Origin of the sequence: Streptomyces violaceoruber (genome assembly GCF_033406955.1) — a bacterium.
Lineage (GTDB): Bacteria > Actinomycetota > Actinomycetes > Streptomycetales > Streptomycetaceae > Streptomyces > Streptomyces violaceoruber.
Genome location: NZ_CP137734.1, coordinates 5,965,702 through 5,982,192 on the forward strand (window position 1 = coordinate 5,965,702; position 16,491 = coordinate 5,982,192).

General features: G+C 68.9%; 10 protein-coding genes and 2 pseudogenes. 6 read left to right on the top strand and 6 right to left on the bottom strand.

The window, feature by feature from the left end:
- Positions 1–21: 21 nt before the first annotated feature.
- Together R2E43_RS26595 and R2E43_RS26600 are read right to left on the bottom strand one after the other, a co-directional pair.
- On the bottom strand, positions 22–186 hold the full coding sequence (locus R2E43_RS26595; RefSeq protein WP_093456065.1) for a DUF397 domain-containing protein: 165 nt from the start codon (positions 184–186) through the stop codon (positions 22–24).
- Between the two features lie 8 nt (positions 187–194).
- Positions 195–974, bottom strand: coding sequence for an alpha/beta fold hydrolase (locus tag R2E43_RS26600; RefSeq protein ID WP_093456064.1), 780 nt, complete (start codon positions 972–974; stop codon positions 195–197).
- Positions 975–1,033: 59 nt separating this feature from the next.
- Here R2E43_RS26600 and R2E43_RS26605 point away from each other — a divergent pair, with 59 nt between their 5' ends.
- Positions 1,034–1,447 carry a MarR family winged helix-turn-helix transcriptional regulator gene (locus R2E43_RS26605; RefSeq protein WP_011028286.1) on the top strand — a complete coding sequence of 138 codons (414 nt, stop codon included), beginning with the start codon at positions 1,034–1,036 and terminating at the stop codon, positions 1,445–1,447.
- Here R2E43_RS26605 and R2E43_RS26610 read toward each other — a convergent pair.
- Positions 1,444–2,034 (bottom strand): cysteine hydrolase family protein, encoded by a 591-nt coding sequence (locus tag R2E43_RS26610; RefSeq protein ID WP_011028285.1) that lies wholly within the window; start codon positions 2,032–2,034, stop codon positions 1,444–1,446. The genes R2E43_RS26605 and R2E43_RS26610 overlap by 4 nt on opposite strands.
- Positions 2,035–2,166: 132 nt before the next feature.
- Between R2E43_RS26610 and R2E43_RS26615 the strand changes: the two genes are divergently transcribed.
- Positions 2,167–3,159, top strand: coding sequence for a GlxA family transcriptional regulator (locus tag R2E43_RS26615; protein ID WP_326653093.1), 993 nt, complete (start codon positions 2,167–2,169; stop codon positions 3,157–3,159).
- 1 nt (position 3,160) lies between these two features.
- On the opposite strand, the gene R2E43_RS26620 is transcribed toward R2E43_RS26615, so the two are convergent.
- The gene (locus R2E43_RS26620) at positions 3,161–3,817 is read right to left on the bottom strand and encodes a M15 family metallopeptidase (RefSeq protein ID WP_003976477.1); all 657 of its coding nucleotides are present in this window, start codon (positions 3,815–3,817) and stop codon (positions 3,161–3,163) included.
- Between the two features lie 67 nt (positions 3,818–3,884).
- Here R2E43_RS26620 and R2E43_RS26625 point away from each other — a divergent pair, with 67 nt between their 5' ends.
- Together R2E43_RS26625 and R2E43_RS26630 are read left to right on the top strand one after the other, a co-directional pair.
- Entirely contained in the window at positions 3,885–4,058 is a 174-nt protein-coding gene (locus R2E43_RS26625) for a hypothetical protein (protein ID WP_259334335.1), read from the top strand.
- A complete protein-coding gene (locus R2E43_RS26630; protein ID WP_332056633.1) occupies positions 4,055–4,441 on the top strand; it encodes a PIN domain-containing protein in 387 nt (128 codons plus the stop codon). Before R2E43_RS26625 ends, R2E43_RS26630 begins: the two co-directional genes overlap by 4 nt.
- 20 nt (positions 4,442–4,461) lie before the next feature.
- On the opposite strand, the pseudogene R2E43_RS26635 reads toward R2E43_RS26630, so the two are convergent.
- Positions 4,462–4,764: pseudogene (locus R2E43_RS26635) on the bottom strand (aggregation-promoting factor C-terminal-like domain-containing protein); the annotation flags it as partial.
- Positions 4,722–4,975, bottom strand: a pseudogene (locus R2E43_RS26640) (winged helix-turn-helix domain-containing protein); the annotation flags it as partial. The pseudogenes R2E43_RS26635 and R2E43_RS26640, both read right to left, overlap by 43 nt.
- A 332-nt stretch (positions 4,976–5,307) precedes the next feature.
- Here R2E43_RS26640 and R2E43_RS26645 point away from each other — a divergent pair.
- On the top strand, positions 5,308–9,027 hold the full coding sequence (locus R2E43_RS26645) for a LamG domain-containing protein (protein WP_093456062.1): 3,720 nt from the start codon (positions 5,308–5,310) through the stop codon (positions 9,025–9,027).
- 135 nt (positions 9,028–9,162) lie between these two features.
- Positions 9,163–16,155: a polymorphic toxin-type HINT domain-containing protein gene (locus R2E43_RS26650; protein WP_332056634.1), complete on the top strand. Its 6,993-nt coding sequence runs from the start codon at positions 9,163–9,165 to the stop codon at positions 16,153–16,155.
- The last annotated feature ends 336 nt before the right edge of the window (positions 16,156–16,491 follow it).

A 16,491-nucleotide genomic window follows, 5' to 3' on the forward strand; every position in this document is an offset into this window, starting at 1 on the left:
GTTGGCCCGGACCGGGCCCGATTACCCGGCGGTGGCGGTCGCCCAGCCGACGAAGGCGGTGAAGGCGGCGGGGGTCAGGGTGAGTCCCCGGCCCGACGGGGTTCTGGAGTCGCGGACGGCGACGGCGGCGTGGCGGGGCCGAAGGGCGGCAAGACGGTGTGGTTCGAGTGCGGGGCGGTTCCGCACCGGCCCGGCTAGAGCTTTGCGAGGAAAGGTTCCATCGCCGCCCAGGTCGCGTCCGGGGCTTCGAGGTGCGGGAGGTGCCCGGCTTCCGGGACCTCGACGAACCGCGCGCCGGGTATGGCGCGTGCGACGGCTCGCCCGTAGACAGGCGTGACGATGCGGTCGCTCTCGCCCCACACCACGAGTGCCGGGACGTCCACCGTGTCGAGCCGGCCGAGCAGCGTCGGATCGCTCATGCTCCGGCCCGCGACGGCGGCGATGGTGCGGCCGTTCGCCTGCTGGATCGCGCGCTGCTCGTCGGTGAGGCGGGCGGGGTCGACGTAACCGCGCTCCGGGTGGTGCCAGGCGGCCTCGGCGAGTCCACGGGCGTCCAGGGCGAAGAAGTCCGCGACGGGTTCGCCGTCCACCACCGCGCCGACGCCGTCGATGACGACCACGCCCCCGATCACTCCCGCACAACGGTCGTCGGCGGCGGCCTGCACGGCCATCTCGAGAGCCACCCACCCGCCGATCGAGGATCCGATCAGCACGACGTCTCGGCCGCCTATCTCGCGCAGGCGCGCGAGATAGGCGGCCGCGAGCTGAGGGACCGAGGCGATGGAGTCGGGGCGCGTCGTGCCCTCCCAGCCGGGATGCGTGGGCGCGAACGCGTGCATCGTGGCCGCGAGATGCCCCACGAGGGGCGCGACGGTCCGGGGTCCGCCGCCGCCGTGCAGTACGAGTGCCGTGCGTGCTGCTGCGGGGGAGCCGGCCCGGAGGGCGGGAAGGCCCTGGACGAGAGAGATGTTCATGACGCTCCTGCTGGCTTCGTATCAACATGTTTATATACGAGTGTTGATACGCTAACACCATGGCGACCGACCTGGAAGTCCTCGGGCAGGCGATCAAACGTGCGCAGTACCGCAACCACCGCGCGATGGACGCCGCACTGCGCGAGACCGGGGTCAGCCTCGTTCAGTGGGACGCACTGCGCGCCATCGAGCGGATGCCCGGAGCCTCCGGGCACGAACTGGCCGTCGCGACGTTCCAGAGCGACCAGGCGTTCGGCACCCTCGCGAACCGGCTCGTGGAGCGCGGGCTCATCACCCGGTCCGCAGGCCGTGGGCGACGCCTCGATCACGCGCTCACCGAGTCCGGGCGGGCGGCACTCGCGGAAGGGCGGCAGTTGGCGACCGGCGTCCTGCGGGACCTCTTCGCACCTCTCGGCGAGGAGCAGCGGGCGCAACTGCTGCGCGCGCTCCGGGACCTGACCGAGGGCCCCTAGGTCAGGGACTCCTGCGACGGCACGACGACCCCGTACATGTCGGCGACAGTGGCGAGGGCGCCGTAGTGCACCTGGCGGGCGTCGAGTTCGGTGTCCGCGACCGGCAGGGCGCGGGTGGCGCAGGCGTCGGCGACGACCGTGGGGCGGTTGCCGCGCAGGAAGGCGCCCTGGGCGGTGAAGGCCACGCACATGTGGGTCATGAAGCCGACGACGACGAGGTCGTTGTTGCCTGCCGCGTCGACGTGCTCGCCCAGGTCGGTGCCGAAGAAGGAGTCCGGCGCCTTCTTGGTGACGACGGGTTCGCCGTCGACCGGGGCGACGCTCGGGTGGATCTGCCCGATCTCGGCCCCGAGGTCGTACGGGCTGCCCTCGCCGCCGTCGTGGACGACGTGGACGACCCTGGCACCCTCCCGGCGGGCGCGGGCCAGCAGCCGGGCGCCCGCGTCCAGCGCGGCCTGCCAGCCGTCGAGTTCCATCACGCCGGTCGTGTAGGTGTTCTGGTAGTCGACGAGGACCAGCGTGGAGTCGGCGAGCTTCGCGGGGGTGTCGTCGAGCCCGCTGAGGCGGCGCAGCGTGGTTCTGGGCATGGGAACTCCTCGAATCCGGGTGTGGGTGAAGGCCGTCGGCCTGCTCCTACGACGCTAGGGCTCGCCCGGTGATGTCGGCAATGTCGTCTAACCTGCAGATACCGACATGGCCGTGGGACAGCGGGAGGAACCGTGAACTCCGTCGGACGACTGATCGTCGTCGTGCTCTTCGAGGGCGTCGACCTGCTCGATGTCACCGGGCCGCCGGAGGTGTTCTCCCTCGCCCGGCGCGAGACGGAGGACGCGGCGGGCTACGAGGTGGTCCTCGCCGCCGTGACCATGGACCCGGTGACCACCGCCGCCGGAGTCCGCGTCCTGCCGGACGCCACCTTCGAGCACCTGTCCGCGCGGCGCATCGACACCCTGATCGTGCCCGGCGCGGTCGAGATCGACGGCCGGCGCCGGGTCCGGGCGGTCACCGACCCCGTCGTGGTCGAGTGGGTGCGGCGCCTCGCGGCACGCACCCGGCGGGTCACGTCCGTCTGCGTCGGGGCGCACGTCCTGGCCGCCGCCGGGCTGCTCGACGGCAAGCGCGCCACCACGCACTGGTCGACCGCGCGGCAGCTCGCCGACGAGCATCCGGCGGTCGAGGTCGACGCCGACCCGATCTTCATCCGCGAGGGCGACGTGTGGACCGGCGCGGGCATCAGCTCCTGCCTGGACCTCTCCCTCGCCCTCGTCGCCGACGATCTCGGCGAGGCGGTGGCGCTCCGGGTGGCCCGGCAGCTCGTGATGTACCTGAAGCGGCCGAGCGGGCAGAGCCAGTTCAGCGTGCCGCTGGAGCAGGTCTCCACGACCCGGCGCGTCGAGGACCTCCGCCACCACATCCTGGGCAACATCGCCGCACCGCTCACCGTCGCCGACCTCGCGGCCCACGCCCACGTCAGCGACCGGCAGCTCACCCGCATCTTCAAGACCGAACTCGGCACGACCCCGTACGCCTACGTCGAGTCGGCGCGCGTGGAGGCGGCACGCCAGCAGCTGGAATCCACCGACGCGACCCTGGAACGCGTCGCGTCGGCCTGCGGTTTCGGCACCGTCGACACCCTGGTCAGAGCCTTCCGCCGCAGACTCGACACGACCCCGACCGAGTACCGGCGCCGCTTCCGGACGGGCGCGGCCTGAGTCAGCCCAGTTCCGCGGGGCCGTAGCACGCGGCGCCCGCGCCCGTCGCCAGGGCCCAGTAGCGGTCTCCGTACGACCAGTGCCACCACTCCGTCGGGTAGTTGACCAGGCCCGCCGCGGTGAGTGCGGTGCCCAGCACGGCACGGTGGGAGCGGGCCTCGTCGCTGATGCTGTCGGCGTGCGTGTAGCAGGCGCCCGCACTCTCCTCCGGGGTCGCGTTCATGCGCGTGCCCAGGTCGAGTTCGCGGCCGTCGAGGTCCGCGAGCGTCAAGTCGACGGCGGCGCCCGCGCTGTGGGGGGCTATCTCTGGCGGGGAGACGTAACGGCTGGCCGCCGAGCGGATCCGGTCGGGGGACCACTCGGGGTTTTCGGTGCGCAGCCGGGTCGCGTACTCGTCGAAGTAGCGGCGTTGGAGGGCGGGTGGGCGGTATCCCTCGACGAAGAGCAGCCGCAGTCCCGGCGGCAGTTGCGCCTGGGCTTCGAGGAGCCGGGCGAGCACGCCTTCCCGCAGGTGGGCGAAGGCGCCCGCGGAGTCCTGCCACTTGCGCCGGTCGACCAGCAGCGGGCTGTCCCGCAGAACGTCGACGAGTCGTTCGCCGCACTCCTGGACGGGCACGGCGGCGACCTTCGGGTCGGACATCAGAACGATCTCGGTCATGGCGCGATCATCTCGCGGCCCGTTGGCGGTGATCGCGGAGGCGCGGGGGACTTCTATTCGTTCTCTGGTGCAGGAGTTCGCGGAGTCGACGCTGACGGAGGAAGAGCGTCGGGAGCGGGCTGAGCGGACGCGCGCCTACCTGGCCGAGAACTTCGGGGTCGAGGTGGACGACGAGGAGAGCGCGGTGATGGGACGCAGGCTCCGGGAGGCGTTCGCCCGGCAGCAGAGTGATGCCGGGTGATCCTGCACCACCTCGTTCTCGACGCGCCCACGCTCGTGGCGCTGTCGGGCAATCGGCAGGTGTCCGCTCTCATCCACCGCGCGAACTTCGAGACGGAGACCCGTTTGTGGGTGCCGGCCCTTTCCGTGCTGGAGGCGGAGCGTGAGCTTCTCGGCATCACGGAGCACGTGGGGCAGCTGGACGTGATGCACACCGTCGACCTCGACTGTCCGGCCGTGCTTGCGGTGGCACAGCTGAGCCGCGACGGAGTGCCGCCAGGGATCGGCGCGGCGATCCATGCGGCCCGTCACCTGCCCGAGTGGGGCGCGGACGCGCTGATCGCCACAGTGGCCCCGAAGTCGTACGAGGGGCGGGGCCTGCCCGTGCTGGACCTGAACCGCTGACGCCGGGGACACCGGCCGGGTCAGTACCAGCCGTTGGACTGCCAGAAGGTCCAGGCGTCGCAGGTGCTGCCGTAGCGGTCCTTCATGTGATCCAGGCCCCACTCGATCTGGGTGGCCGCGTTGGTCTTCCAGTGGTCGCCCGCCGAGGCCATCTTCGAGCCCGGCAGGGTCTGGACCAGGCCGTACGCGCCGCTGGAGGTGTTGGTGGCGTGGATGTTCCAGTCGCTCTCGTGGTCGACGATCTTCGAGAAGCACTGGAACTCGGCCGAGTCGCCGATCATCTTCTTCGCGGTCGCCTGCGCCGAGGAAGCCGGCGTCGCGGCCTGCGGACGTACGTGCCCGAGCCCGCACGTCCTTCCAGGAGCCCGTCGATGATCAGCTGGTCCACGGCCCGCTGTACGACGTTGCGTCCGCCCCGTACTCCTCTGCGAGCCGCGCTCGCGACGGGAGTCGCGCGCCGATCTCCCACTCTCCCGCGCGTATGCGTCTCCGCAGCGCGTCGGCCAGTGCGAGGTACGGCGCTTCCCGGGGCATGGGTGGTCCTTCCAGTCGCTTCAGGGGTGTCGGCAAGCTAATGCACCGGCTGAAAGCTGATGGAGCAGCAAGTCCTGCGGAGAGCGGTTTCGACCCGTCGCGGAGAAGCCCACCCGTGGCTGTCTCCGGTCGGTGTTGATCTTCTGTCGTCGAAAACGAGATCAAAGCTTGATCGCTGTCGATACAACCGTCGGTAAACGTCGCGTTCCTCACGTGTGCTTGCGGAACTTGACGAGGTGTTGTCCTTTTTCAACCAGTTGACGTGCCGTCCCGTTGAGGCATTAGTTACTTCCGGCAAATCTTGTGAACGTATTGGGTGGGGTGCGGCGGGAATGTGGAACCGATTGCGGGGCGGGTCCTCGGGCCTGGTCGCGGTGGTGTGTGCGGCGGTGATCGCCGCGGTGGTCCCGGGACCGATGGCGTACGCGGCCGACGAGGAGGCGCCGGCTGCGTCGTCGTCGGAGGGGCAGAAGGCTCTTGACGCGGCGCGGGAGTCCGGTGAGCGGGTAGAGGTGCCAGGACAGCGGACGGAGCGGACGACGGTCTTCGCCAACCCGGACGGCGCCACGTTCACTTTGGAGGAGTCGGCGGTCCCGGTCCGGGTGCGGGCGTCGGGGGGTGGCTGGCAGACGCCGGACGCGACGCTGGTGAAGCGGGCGGACGGGTCGGTCGGTCCGAAGGGCGCCGCGGTGGGGATGGCGTTCTCCGGCGGCGGAGACGGCGCTCCGCTGGCCCGGATCGAGGACGAGGGCCGTTCGTTGGCTCTGGACTGGCCGGGCGGTCTGCCTGCTCCGCGACTCGAGGGTTCGAGTGCGGTGTATGCGGAGGTGCTGCCGGGTGTCGACCTGAAGGTGACGGCGACGCCGGAGAGCTTCCAGCATGTGCTGGTGGTCAAGACGCCCGAGGCGGCGGCGAGTGAGGAGCTGAAGGAGCTCACGTTCGGTCTGGAGACGGAAGGGCTGTCCGTGCGTGAGGGCGCGTCGGGTGCGCTCGCGGCGATCGACGGCAACGGTGCCACGGTGTTCCGGGCGCCTCCGGCGCGGATGTGGGACTCGGCGGGCCGAGCGGCGGATTCCGACGGGGCCCGGCAGCAGTCGAAGTCGTCGCCGACCGAGTCGTCGCTGTCGAAGTCGCAGGCGCAGCTGTCGCAGGCGGTGGGCGGGGACGGAACGACGGGTGAGCCGGCGGACCCGGCGGAAGGCGCTCCGTCCGGCTCCGGTCTGGAGCCGGGGCAGGGCGACACGGTGGCCCGGATGGACGTCGAGGTGGGCAAGGGCAGCCTGTCGGTCGTTCCGGACGCGGACATGCTGGCCGGTACCGACGCGGACGCCTTCCCGGTGTTCATCGACCCGACGGTGACGTGGGGCGAGTCGGAGCGCACCCTGTTGCGCAGTGACGGCTATGAGTCCTACGGCTGGGGCAACGGGGACGACGACCGGGGCAAGGGAGCTGGCAAGTGCGGTTCCTGGAGCGGCTACTACTGCGGTCCGGGCTATGTGCAGAAGCTGTACTACGAGTTCTCGCCGTCGAGTCTGCGGGGCAAGAAGGTGCTGGACGCCACGTTCCGGGTGACGGAGCCGTGGGCGTTCCAGTGTGATCCGCGCTGGGTGGATCTGGTCCGTACGAACAACATCTCCTCGTCCACTACGTGGTCGTCGCGGCCCAAGGAACTGGACTGGATGGTCGACCGGTATGTGTCGGCCGGTCGGGGTTCGCTGTGCGACCCCGACTCGCCGGACGCGCCGATCGAGTTCAACGACAATCCCGAGGAGAGCAACGAGAACCTGACCCCGACCGTGGCGAGCTTCGCGGCGGGCAAGTTCTCCCGGCTCACGCTGGAGGTCCGGGCGCACGACGAGGGTGACACCTCGGCGTGGAAGCGGTTCAAGAACGACGCGGTCCTGGCCGTGAAGTACGTGGGTCTGCCGGACAAGCCGTCCGCCGTCGGCATCCAGGGGGGCGGGAGCAGTACCGCCCCGGTGTGCGACAAGCGTGAGGCCGATGCGTCGATCGTCTCGTACCCGGCGCCCACGCTGAAGGCCACCGCGCAGACCAAGGCGGGCGGCAACGACGACACCGCCCAACTGCGGGTGTACTTCGACATCGACGTGAAGAACGCCGACGGCTCCTGGACGGACGTCAACCCGGGCAACGGCTCCCTCGGCCCGTCGACCGGGTACGTCGACGACGACAGGGCGGTGTCCTTGAAGTGGTCGTCCCTGGCCGACGGCAAGCTGTACCGGTACCACGCCTGGACCTGGTCGTACTACGGCTCCAGCCACCTCAGCAGCGCCGCCTCCGACGGCTTCTGCTACTTCCGTATCGACTCCACCCGGCCCAAGGCCCCGCAGGTGACGCTCTCCTCGCCGTACACGGAGTGCACGACGAACGCCTGCGCGGCCTCCGGCGGTCCCGGTGAGGTGGCGACGCTGACGTTCAAGCCGGCGTCCGGTGACACGAACGTCTCCTATCAGTACAAACTGTCCTCGCAGGCCGCGTGGTCGTCCGAACTGAAGGGCGCCACCGCCACGACGAAGGTCACACCCACCCGTGGGGGCCTGCACCGCGTGTACGTGCGGGCGAAGGACACGCTGGGCTGGGGCGAGCAGTCCGTGACGGACTTCCTGGTGGACTCCGGCGCGGGCCCGGTCGGCCGGTACCACTTCGACGAGACCACGGGAGCGGCCCTCGACTCCGCCACCGTGGACGGCCGTGACGACGCGGCCCTGTACGGGGCGGCACGGGACGACCGCGGTCGCCGCGGCCTGATCACCCACGATGCCGAGGGCAACGCGCTCGGGACGCCCGTCACGGACCAGGGTCTGACTCTGAACGGCACCAGCGACTACGCGGCCACCAGCACGGCCGTGGTGGACACCCGAGCCTCCTACACCGTCTCGGCATGGGCCATGCTCAAGCCGGGCGTGACGCACAACCAGACGGTGCTGGGCCAGAACGGCAGCTTCTACAGCGGCTTCTACCTCACCTACCGCGAGGCCGAGGGGACATGGACGCTGAGCACGTCCCCCAAGGACGCCACCGACGGCAACATCACCGAGCAGAAGGTGACGGCCACCCAGCCCGCAGCAAAGGGTGTGTGGACGCATCTTGCGGCCGTGTACGACGCGGACAAGAAGCAGATCCGGCTGTATGTGAACGGCCGGCTGCAGGGCAGTGACACCGTGTCCGCGGCCTGGGCGGCGGAGGACGGTCTGCAGATTGGCCGCGTCCTGTGGCGGGACGCCTACACCGACTACTTCGCCGGCTCGATCGACGAGGTCACCGTCTGGCAGCAGGCCCTGACCGACGAACTGGTCGCCGACGATGCCCGGCTCATGAACTCGCCGAACCACGCGGCGGTGGAGCTGGTCGCGGACTGGTCGCCGGAGCGGGGCAGCGGCACCACGGTCCCGGACGCCTTTTCGGGTTACGGCAGGTCCCTGACCCTGGCCGGCGGGGCCGCGCTGGACGACGGGGCGATCGTCCTCGACGGTGCGGACGACGCGGCCACAGCCTCGGGACCGGTGGTGGACGACACGGGCTCGTTCACGGTCACGGCGCTGGCGGCGCTGGACGCGGACAAGGTCCTCGCCAAGCCCGTCGGCTACGTCGGCCAGGTCGTGGGACAGCGCACGGCGGACGGATCGGCGTGGGGCCTGTGGTACAAGCGGACCGGCAGCGCCACGGTTCTGGACGAGGAGACGCTGGAGGAGAAGACCGTTCCGGAGGGCTTCTGGTACTTCGGCCGGTTCGACGCCGACGGCGAGTTCAGCGGGGTGGCCTCCGAGGAGAGTGCCTCGGTGGACGGCATGGTCCGGCTGACGGGTGTCTACGACACCGGGGACGGCACGGTCCGTCTCTACCTCGGCAGTGTCGTCAACGGTGACGCGCAGGCGTACACGGCGAAGACCGGCTCGGGCGACCTCGCCCTCGGCAAGGGCAGCACGGACGGGACGTGGCAGCACTACCTGCCCGCCCGGATCGCCGACGTACGGCTGTGGACCGGCGCGATGGCGACCGCACAACAGATCGACGAGGCCGTCGGCGACTGACGACGGGTGAGCCGGGGTGAGGGCGGTCGTCGCGGCGAACGCCCTCACTCCCGGCGCGGGCGGACACCGCGGCGAACGGACACACGGTGTCCGGGCCTTCTTCTTCACACAAGGGAACTGGGTGGGACAAGAACCATGGCACTTGGCATAGGCACCTCAAGGCAATGGGGTGGAGGGACCCGGCACCGAACGGGGCGATTGCTGGCGCAGTCGTTGGCCCTGGCGTTGATCGTGCCCACGGGGCTGGCGCAGGTGGCACAGGCCGTGGAGCAGGACGGGCTGGGCCGTCCCGACGTGCCCGAATCCCTGGTGACCAAGGTGAAGCCGTTCGACGCGGACGGAGCGAAGAAGGCGCGGGCCAAGGTCGCCGAGGAAGGGAAGGCCAACGCGGAGCAGGCGAAGCGGGCGACGGCCGAACGCGACGCGGACTGGCCGGGCGGGGGCACGGCGAAGGTACCGCTGAAGCCGAAGGCGGACGGCACGGGCAAGCCGGCCGGTGTCCCGGTGACGCTGAGCCCGGCGGCCGGGTCGAAAGCGTCGGCCGCGGCGTCGGGCGAGGCCCGGGTCACGGTGCTGGGCCAGAAGGCGGCCCGCAGGGCAGGCGTCACCGGCGTGCTGCTGACGGCCGAGGCGGAAGGCGCCGGCACGGCGAACGTGCGCGTGGACTACGGAGGCTTCGCCTCGGCGATCGGTGGCGGCTGGTCGCAGCGGCTGCGGCTGGTGCGGCTGCCGGCGTGTGCGCTGACGACTCCGGAGAAGGAGGAGTGCCGCAAGCAGACGCCGCTGGCCTCCTCGGCCAACGACCTCAACGACCAGACGGTCTCGGCGACGGTCTCGCTGGAGGAGGCTTCGGGCGGGACCTCGACTCAGTTGTTGGGGGAAGCGGGCAGTGCCGCGTCCTCCGGGGCGACGGTGCTGGCGGTCACGGCCGCGGCGGCGGGTTCGGGGCAGTCTCCCAAGGGCGCCGGTGACTACTCGGCGACGAAGCTGGCGGAGTCCTCGTCCTGGCAGGCGGGGGGCAGTTCGGGTTCGTTCACGTGGTCCTACGACTTCACGATGCCGCCGGCCGCGGCCGGTCCGGTGCCGCCCTTGTCGTTGTCGTACGACTCGGGCAGTGTGGACGGCCGCACGGCGACGACGAACAACCAGACCACGTCGGTGGGTGAGGGTTTCGCCCTCACGGAGTCCTACGTCACCCGCGCCTACGGCTCGTGTGACGAGGACGGTCACGACGAGGTCTACGACCAGTGCTGGAAGTACGACAACGCGAGCCTGGTCCTGAACGGCAAGTCGACCCGTCTGGTCAAGGACGACGACAGCGGCGTCTGGCATCTGGCGGACGACGACGCCTCGAAGGTGACGCGGTCCACCGGGGCGGACAACGGGGACGACAACGGCGAGTACTGGACCGTCGTCACGGGTGACGGCACCAAGTACGTGTTCGGCAAGAACAAGCTCGAGGGTGCCGGTGACCAGCGCACCAACTCCACCTGGACCGCTCCGGTCTTCGGCGACGACTCGGGTGAACCCGGCTACGGCGGCGGAAACGCATTCGCCGACCGCGACTTGGTCCAGGCCTGGCGCTGGAACCTCGACTACGTCGAGGACACCCACGGCAACGCGGCGACGTACTGGTACACCAAGGAATCGAACTACTACAAGAAAAACAAGGCGGACAAGGCCAGTACCGGCTACACCCGGGGCGGCTACCTGAACCGTATCGAGTACGGTCTGCGCAAGGGCGCCCTGTTCACCGACAAGCCGGACGCCAAGGTCACCTTCTCCTATGCAGAACGCTGCACCGCCTCGGACTGCGACAGCCTGACCGAGGACACGGCGGACAACTGGCCGGACGTGCCGTTCGACGCGATCTGTTCCAAGGACGACGACGAGTGCGACGCGGCCGGCCCGTCCTTCTTCACCCGCAAGCGTCTGACCGGCATCGACACTTTCTCCTACAACGCCGACAGCAATGCCCACGACCCGGTGGACTCCTGGGACCTGACCCAGAAGTACCTGGACGGCGGCGACATCGGTGACAGCTCCGACCAGGTGCTGACCCTGACCTCGCTCAAGCGCGTGGCGAAGGCGGGCGACACGGCCATCACGGTCGACCCGGTCGCGTTCACCTACCAGATGCGACCCAACCGGGTCGACGCCACCGACGACATCCTGCCGCTGACCCGCCCGCGCATCTCCACCATCACCTCGGAGACCGGGGGGATCACGGAGGTGACGCTGTCCGCGCCGGAGTGCGTGCGCAGCGAGGTCCTGAACGCGGCGCCGGACACCAACACCCGCTCCTGCTTCCCGCAGTACTGGCACATCAACGGCGCCGAGGACGCGGCGATCGACTGGTTCCACAAGTACCGGGTGACCGCGGTCGGGGCACATGACGCGCAGGCCATCAACCCCGCGGTGGAGTACGCCTACTCCTACAGCGGTGCGGCCTGGCACTACAACGACGACCCGTTCACTTCCAAGGACGAGCGGACCTGGTCGGACTGGCGCGGCTACCGTCAGGTCACCGCCTACACCGGCAGGGTCGGCGAGACCCGGTCCAAGACCGTCTCGCTGTACATGCAGGGCATGCACGGCGACAAGAAGAAGGACGGCACCACCAAGTCCGTCACCGTGCCCCCGCTGCTCGACACGGACGTCGACTTCTCCGCCGCCACCGACAGCGACCGGTACAAGGGAGCACTTCGCCAGCAGGTCACCTACAACGGCAGCCAGCCCATCAGCAGCGTCTTCAAGAACTACACCTACAAGAACACCGCAACCCAGACCGTCCCCGACGCCACCGACCACGCCGCCCTGTGGGTGCGCAACTCCTCCACCTACACCAGCACCTACCTCACCGGCTCCAAGACCTGGCGTACCCGGACCACCGGCCAGAAGTACGACGACCTGGGCATGGTGTACGCCGCCGACGACTGGGGACAGGCGGGCCTGGGTGGCGACGAGACCTGCACGCGCACCTGGTACGCCCGCAACCCCGACCTGGGCATCACCAGCCTGGTCTCCCGCACCCGCACCGTGGCCAAGCAGTGCTCGGTCACGGATTCGGCCCTGAACCTGCCCGCGACCAGCGCCACTTCCGGTGACGTCCTCGCCGACACCGCCACCGTCTACGACAAGGCGGGGACCACTACCTGGCAGGCCACGCAGAAGCCCACCAAGGGCGAGCCCACCTGGACCGGCCGTGCCACCGGCTACGCCGCGACGGCAGGGAGCGACGGAGAGCGTCTGCCGTCCGGCTGGCAAACCGGCACCACCACGACGTACGACGCCCTGGGCCGTTCCCTCACCGTCACGGACACTGCAGGGCACAAGGCTTCCACCGCCTACACGCCCGCCGACACGGGGCCCCTGACCAAGACGACCTCGACCGACCCGAAGGGCTATCGAGCGGTCAACTTCCTCGACCCGCGACGCGGGCAGGTGGAGCGCAGCTACGACATCAACCTCAAGAAGACCGAGCAGCACTACGACGCGCTCGGCCGGCTCACCGAGGTGTGGCTGCCCAACCGCTCCAGCGCCAGCCAGAGTGCGAACGTCAAGTTCACCTACCACATCGACAAGGCCAAACCGTCCTGGGTGTCCACCGCCACTCTCACCAACGACGGCAGCTACACCACCAGTTACACCGTGTACGACTCCCTGCTGCGGCCCCTCCAGAAGCAGGCGCCGACACCGCAGGGCGGCCGGCTGCTGACGGACACGCACTACGACACCCGCGGTCTGGCCTACGAAACGTTCGCCGACATGTTCGACAGCGCCAGCGCTCCGAACGGCACCTACACGCGTGCCGAGTTCGGCCGTGCCCCCACCCAGACGGAGGTCGTCTTCGACGGTGCGGGTCGCCCGACCACCAGTACGTTGTACGTCGGTGGCGTGAAGAAGTGGGCCACCAGCGCGAGCTACACCGGTGACTCCACGGCCACGACCGCTCTGGACGGCGGTTCGGCGCAGCGCACGATCACCGACGTCCGAGGTCTCACGATCGAGACCCGCGACTATGCCGGTGAGAGCCCGGCCGACGCGGACTTCGGCACCGGCCCCGGCACCTCCTACACCTCGACGAAGTTCACTTACACGGCGGGCGGCAAGCAGCGGACGATCACCGGTCCGGACGGTGCGAAGTGGTCCTACGGCTATGACCTGTTCGGCCGCCAGACCAGCGCCGACGACCCGGACAAGGGTCGGACGACCACGGGGTACAACGCTCTCGACCAGATCGTCAAGGCCACCGACTCCCGCGGGAAGTCGGTCCTGAGCGCCTACGACGAGCTGGGTCGTCCCACCGGCACCTGGGCGGGCTCGAAGACGGACGCCAACCAGCTCACCGGCTACACCTACGACACCCTCCTCAAGGGCCTGCCCACCGACTCCACCCGCTACCTCGGCGGCAAAGCCGGCGCCGCCTACACACAGGCGGTCACGGCGTACGACACCATGGGCCGCCCCACCGGTACCGAACTGCGGTTGCCGGACAGCGACCCGTTCGTCAAGGCCGGTCAGCCCGCAACGCTGGCGTTCGAGTCCCACTTCAACATCGACGGCACGCTGAAGCAGGCCAAGGACCCCGCTCTCGGCGGCCTGGCCGCCGAAACCGTCGGCTACGACTACAACGCCTTGGGCAACCTCACCGACATCGGCACCTACCTGACCGACGTCGACTACTCCGCCCTGGCCGAACCGCAGATGCTGACGCTGGGCACCGGCGACGACAGCGTCTACGTGGCCAACACCTTCGAGGCGGGCACGAGGCGCCTGACCCGCAGCTACACCCAGGACGAGACGCACCCCTACCAGTTGCAGGACCTGCACTACGGCTACGACCAGGCCGGCAACGTCACCTCCATCGCCGACCCCACCACCCTCGGCGGCACCAGCAGCGCCGAGACCCAGTGCTTCACCCACGACGCACACCAGCGTCTGACCGAGGCCTGGACCCCCGCCTCCCAGAAATGTGCCGACGCACCCGGCGCCGACTCGCTGTCGGGACCGGCACCGTACTGGACCAGCTACACCTACAACGCCGCCGGCCAACGCACCACGGAGACGGAGCACACCGACGGCACGTCGAGCAAGACCACCTACTGCTACACCAACACGGACCAGCCCCACACGCTCTCCGGCACCACCACGACCGACTGCGCCGCGCCCGAGCGCACCTACACCTACGACACCCTCGGCAACACCACCGCACGTCCGGGCGTCGCCGCGGACACTCAACAGAACCTGACCTGGTCCGAGGAGGGCAGGCTCACCCGCCTCACCGAGGACGACCAGTCCACCGACTACGTCTATGGTGCCGACGGCGCCCTGCTCGTCCGAGCCACAGAGAACGGCGAACGCGTCCTCTACGCCGGCGCCACCGAACTCCACCTCCGGCCCAACGGCACCACCTGGGCCCAGCGCTACTACGCGGCCGCCGACCTCACCCCGGCCATGCGCTCCAACCAGACCGGCACGGACAAGGTCACCTTCCTCGTCGGCGACCACCACGGCACCTCGCACCTGAGTGTCGACCGAGCCGACCAGCAGCTCAGCAAGCGCTACACCACGCCCTTCGGCGAGGACCGGGGAAAGACGCAGTACGGGCCCTGGCCCGACGACAAGGGCTTCCTCGGCAAGACCAGGGACACCAACACCGGTCTCACCCACGTCGACGCCCGTGAATACGACCCGAGCATCGGCCAGTTCGTCAGCGTCGACCCCCTGCTCGAAGCCGACAAGGCACAGACACTCAACGGCTACAGCTACGCCGCCAACAACCCCACCACCCTGTCCGACCCCACCGGCACCAGGCTGGCCGCCTGCGAGGGCGGCTGGAACGAGTGCGGGCCCGGCGGGAACGGCGGTATCACCGACGAACACCAGGTCCCGGACAGCGATGGTGGAACGGCTGACACAGGCGGGACCAACACCACCTCCACGACGTACGCGGGCGACGGTCAGCCGATCGTCGACGGGATCCGGATTCCTGCGGAGAAGGAACTCCGTGCCATGGGACTCGCCGGCGGCTACCCCGAATCCGCCACGTACAACCAGATGCTGACCAAGTGGGCGGATCGCAAGTGCTACAACAGGACATCCACTGCCCAGGTACAGGGCTTCTGTGACACGGCGGCACGCGCCGGTGTGCTGACCGACCCGCACAGCAGCGCGAACGACCCGTGGGGTGCGAAAGCCACCTGGCACTGCCTTACTGGTCGGGGCGACTGCGGTGAAGCGATCGTCTCCGACATCATCACCGTGGCCACCATGGCCTTCGGATCCGTCGGCAAGTCTCTTTCGGCCCGAGGGGCTTCACGCTCCGTCGCCGCGGAAGCCGAGGAGAGCGCGGTCGCTCTGCTGCTGAGAGAGGCATGCAGCTTCGACCCCGCTACGCCGGTTCTGCTGGAGTCCGGAGAGACCAAACCCATCGGGGAGATAGAGAAGGGTGACAAGGTCGCCACGGGCGACCCCCGCACCGGTGACCGCGAGGGTTCGAGAACGGTCACGGCACTCATCGTGCACCGCGACAACGACCTCGTTGACGTCACCGTGCGCACCGCCGACGGTAAGACGTCGACGATTCAGGCGACCTCCCGCCACCCCTTCTGGGACGACACACTCCATGCCTGGGTCCGAGCCGCCGACCTGCAATCGGGTCACCTGCTCAACACCGCCGCGGACACCCACGTCTCGGTCACCGATGTCAGGAACCGCCCTGGCTCGGCCGACATGTACAACCTCAGTGTTTCGGACCTGCACACGTACTATGTACTGGCGGGAGACGCGTCGGTATTGGTTCATAACAGCGGCTGTGCCGAGGACGTCTACGCCATCGAAGACCACGTCATTCCTCGTCACACGCGAGGTGGTGCGGAAGCAGATGCAACGAAGTCTCTGTTTGACGATGGCGTAGACCTCGGGGAGTTGGCTGCGGGGAGCGCCGGAAAGATCGGCCGCTATCAGGCCGCCACCGGGAACATTCGGTACGTCATTACAGGAAAGAAAATCGTGGGGGCTGATCGGCGCGGACTTCCTACGAAGACCTACACGATCGTTCGTGAAGGAAGAGATGGGGAATTGATTACCATGCATCCAGGGCTCCCGCGCGACTTGGAACCCTGATGATTAGAGTCGACGTGAGGTCAGGAAAGGGGGATCGAGTGGCATCGGTTGCCGCAGACTCGGAGTTTGATCCAGTTCTCAGCGGAGTGGACCGTAAGAGGTATCCGATCCTCGGTCACTTGGATCCGTATGGCGATACGGTGCTGAATCGCCTTCAAGTGGAATCGTTGGTGGAAGAGATTTCCGAGGTGAGAACAAATCAGGAAATCATCTCATCGGAATTTGCGGACAAGCTGGTGGCGCTGTGTCGTGAGTGTCTGCTGCGACCTCACCGATTCCTTTGGTTTGTAGGGGAGTAGGAATGAGAGATTGACGTGTAGCAGCGCCACTGGAAAT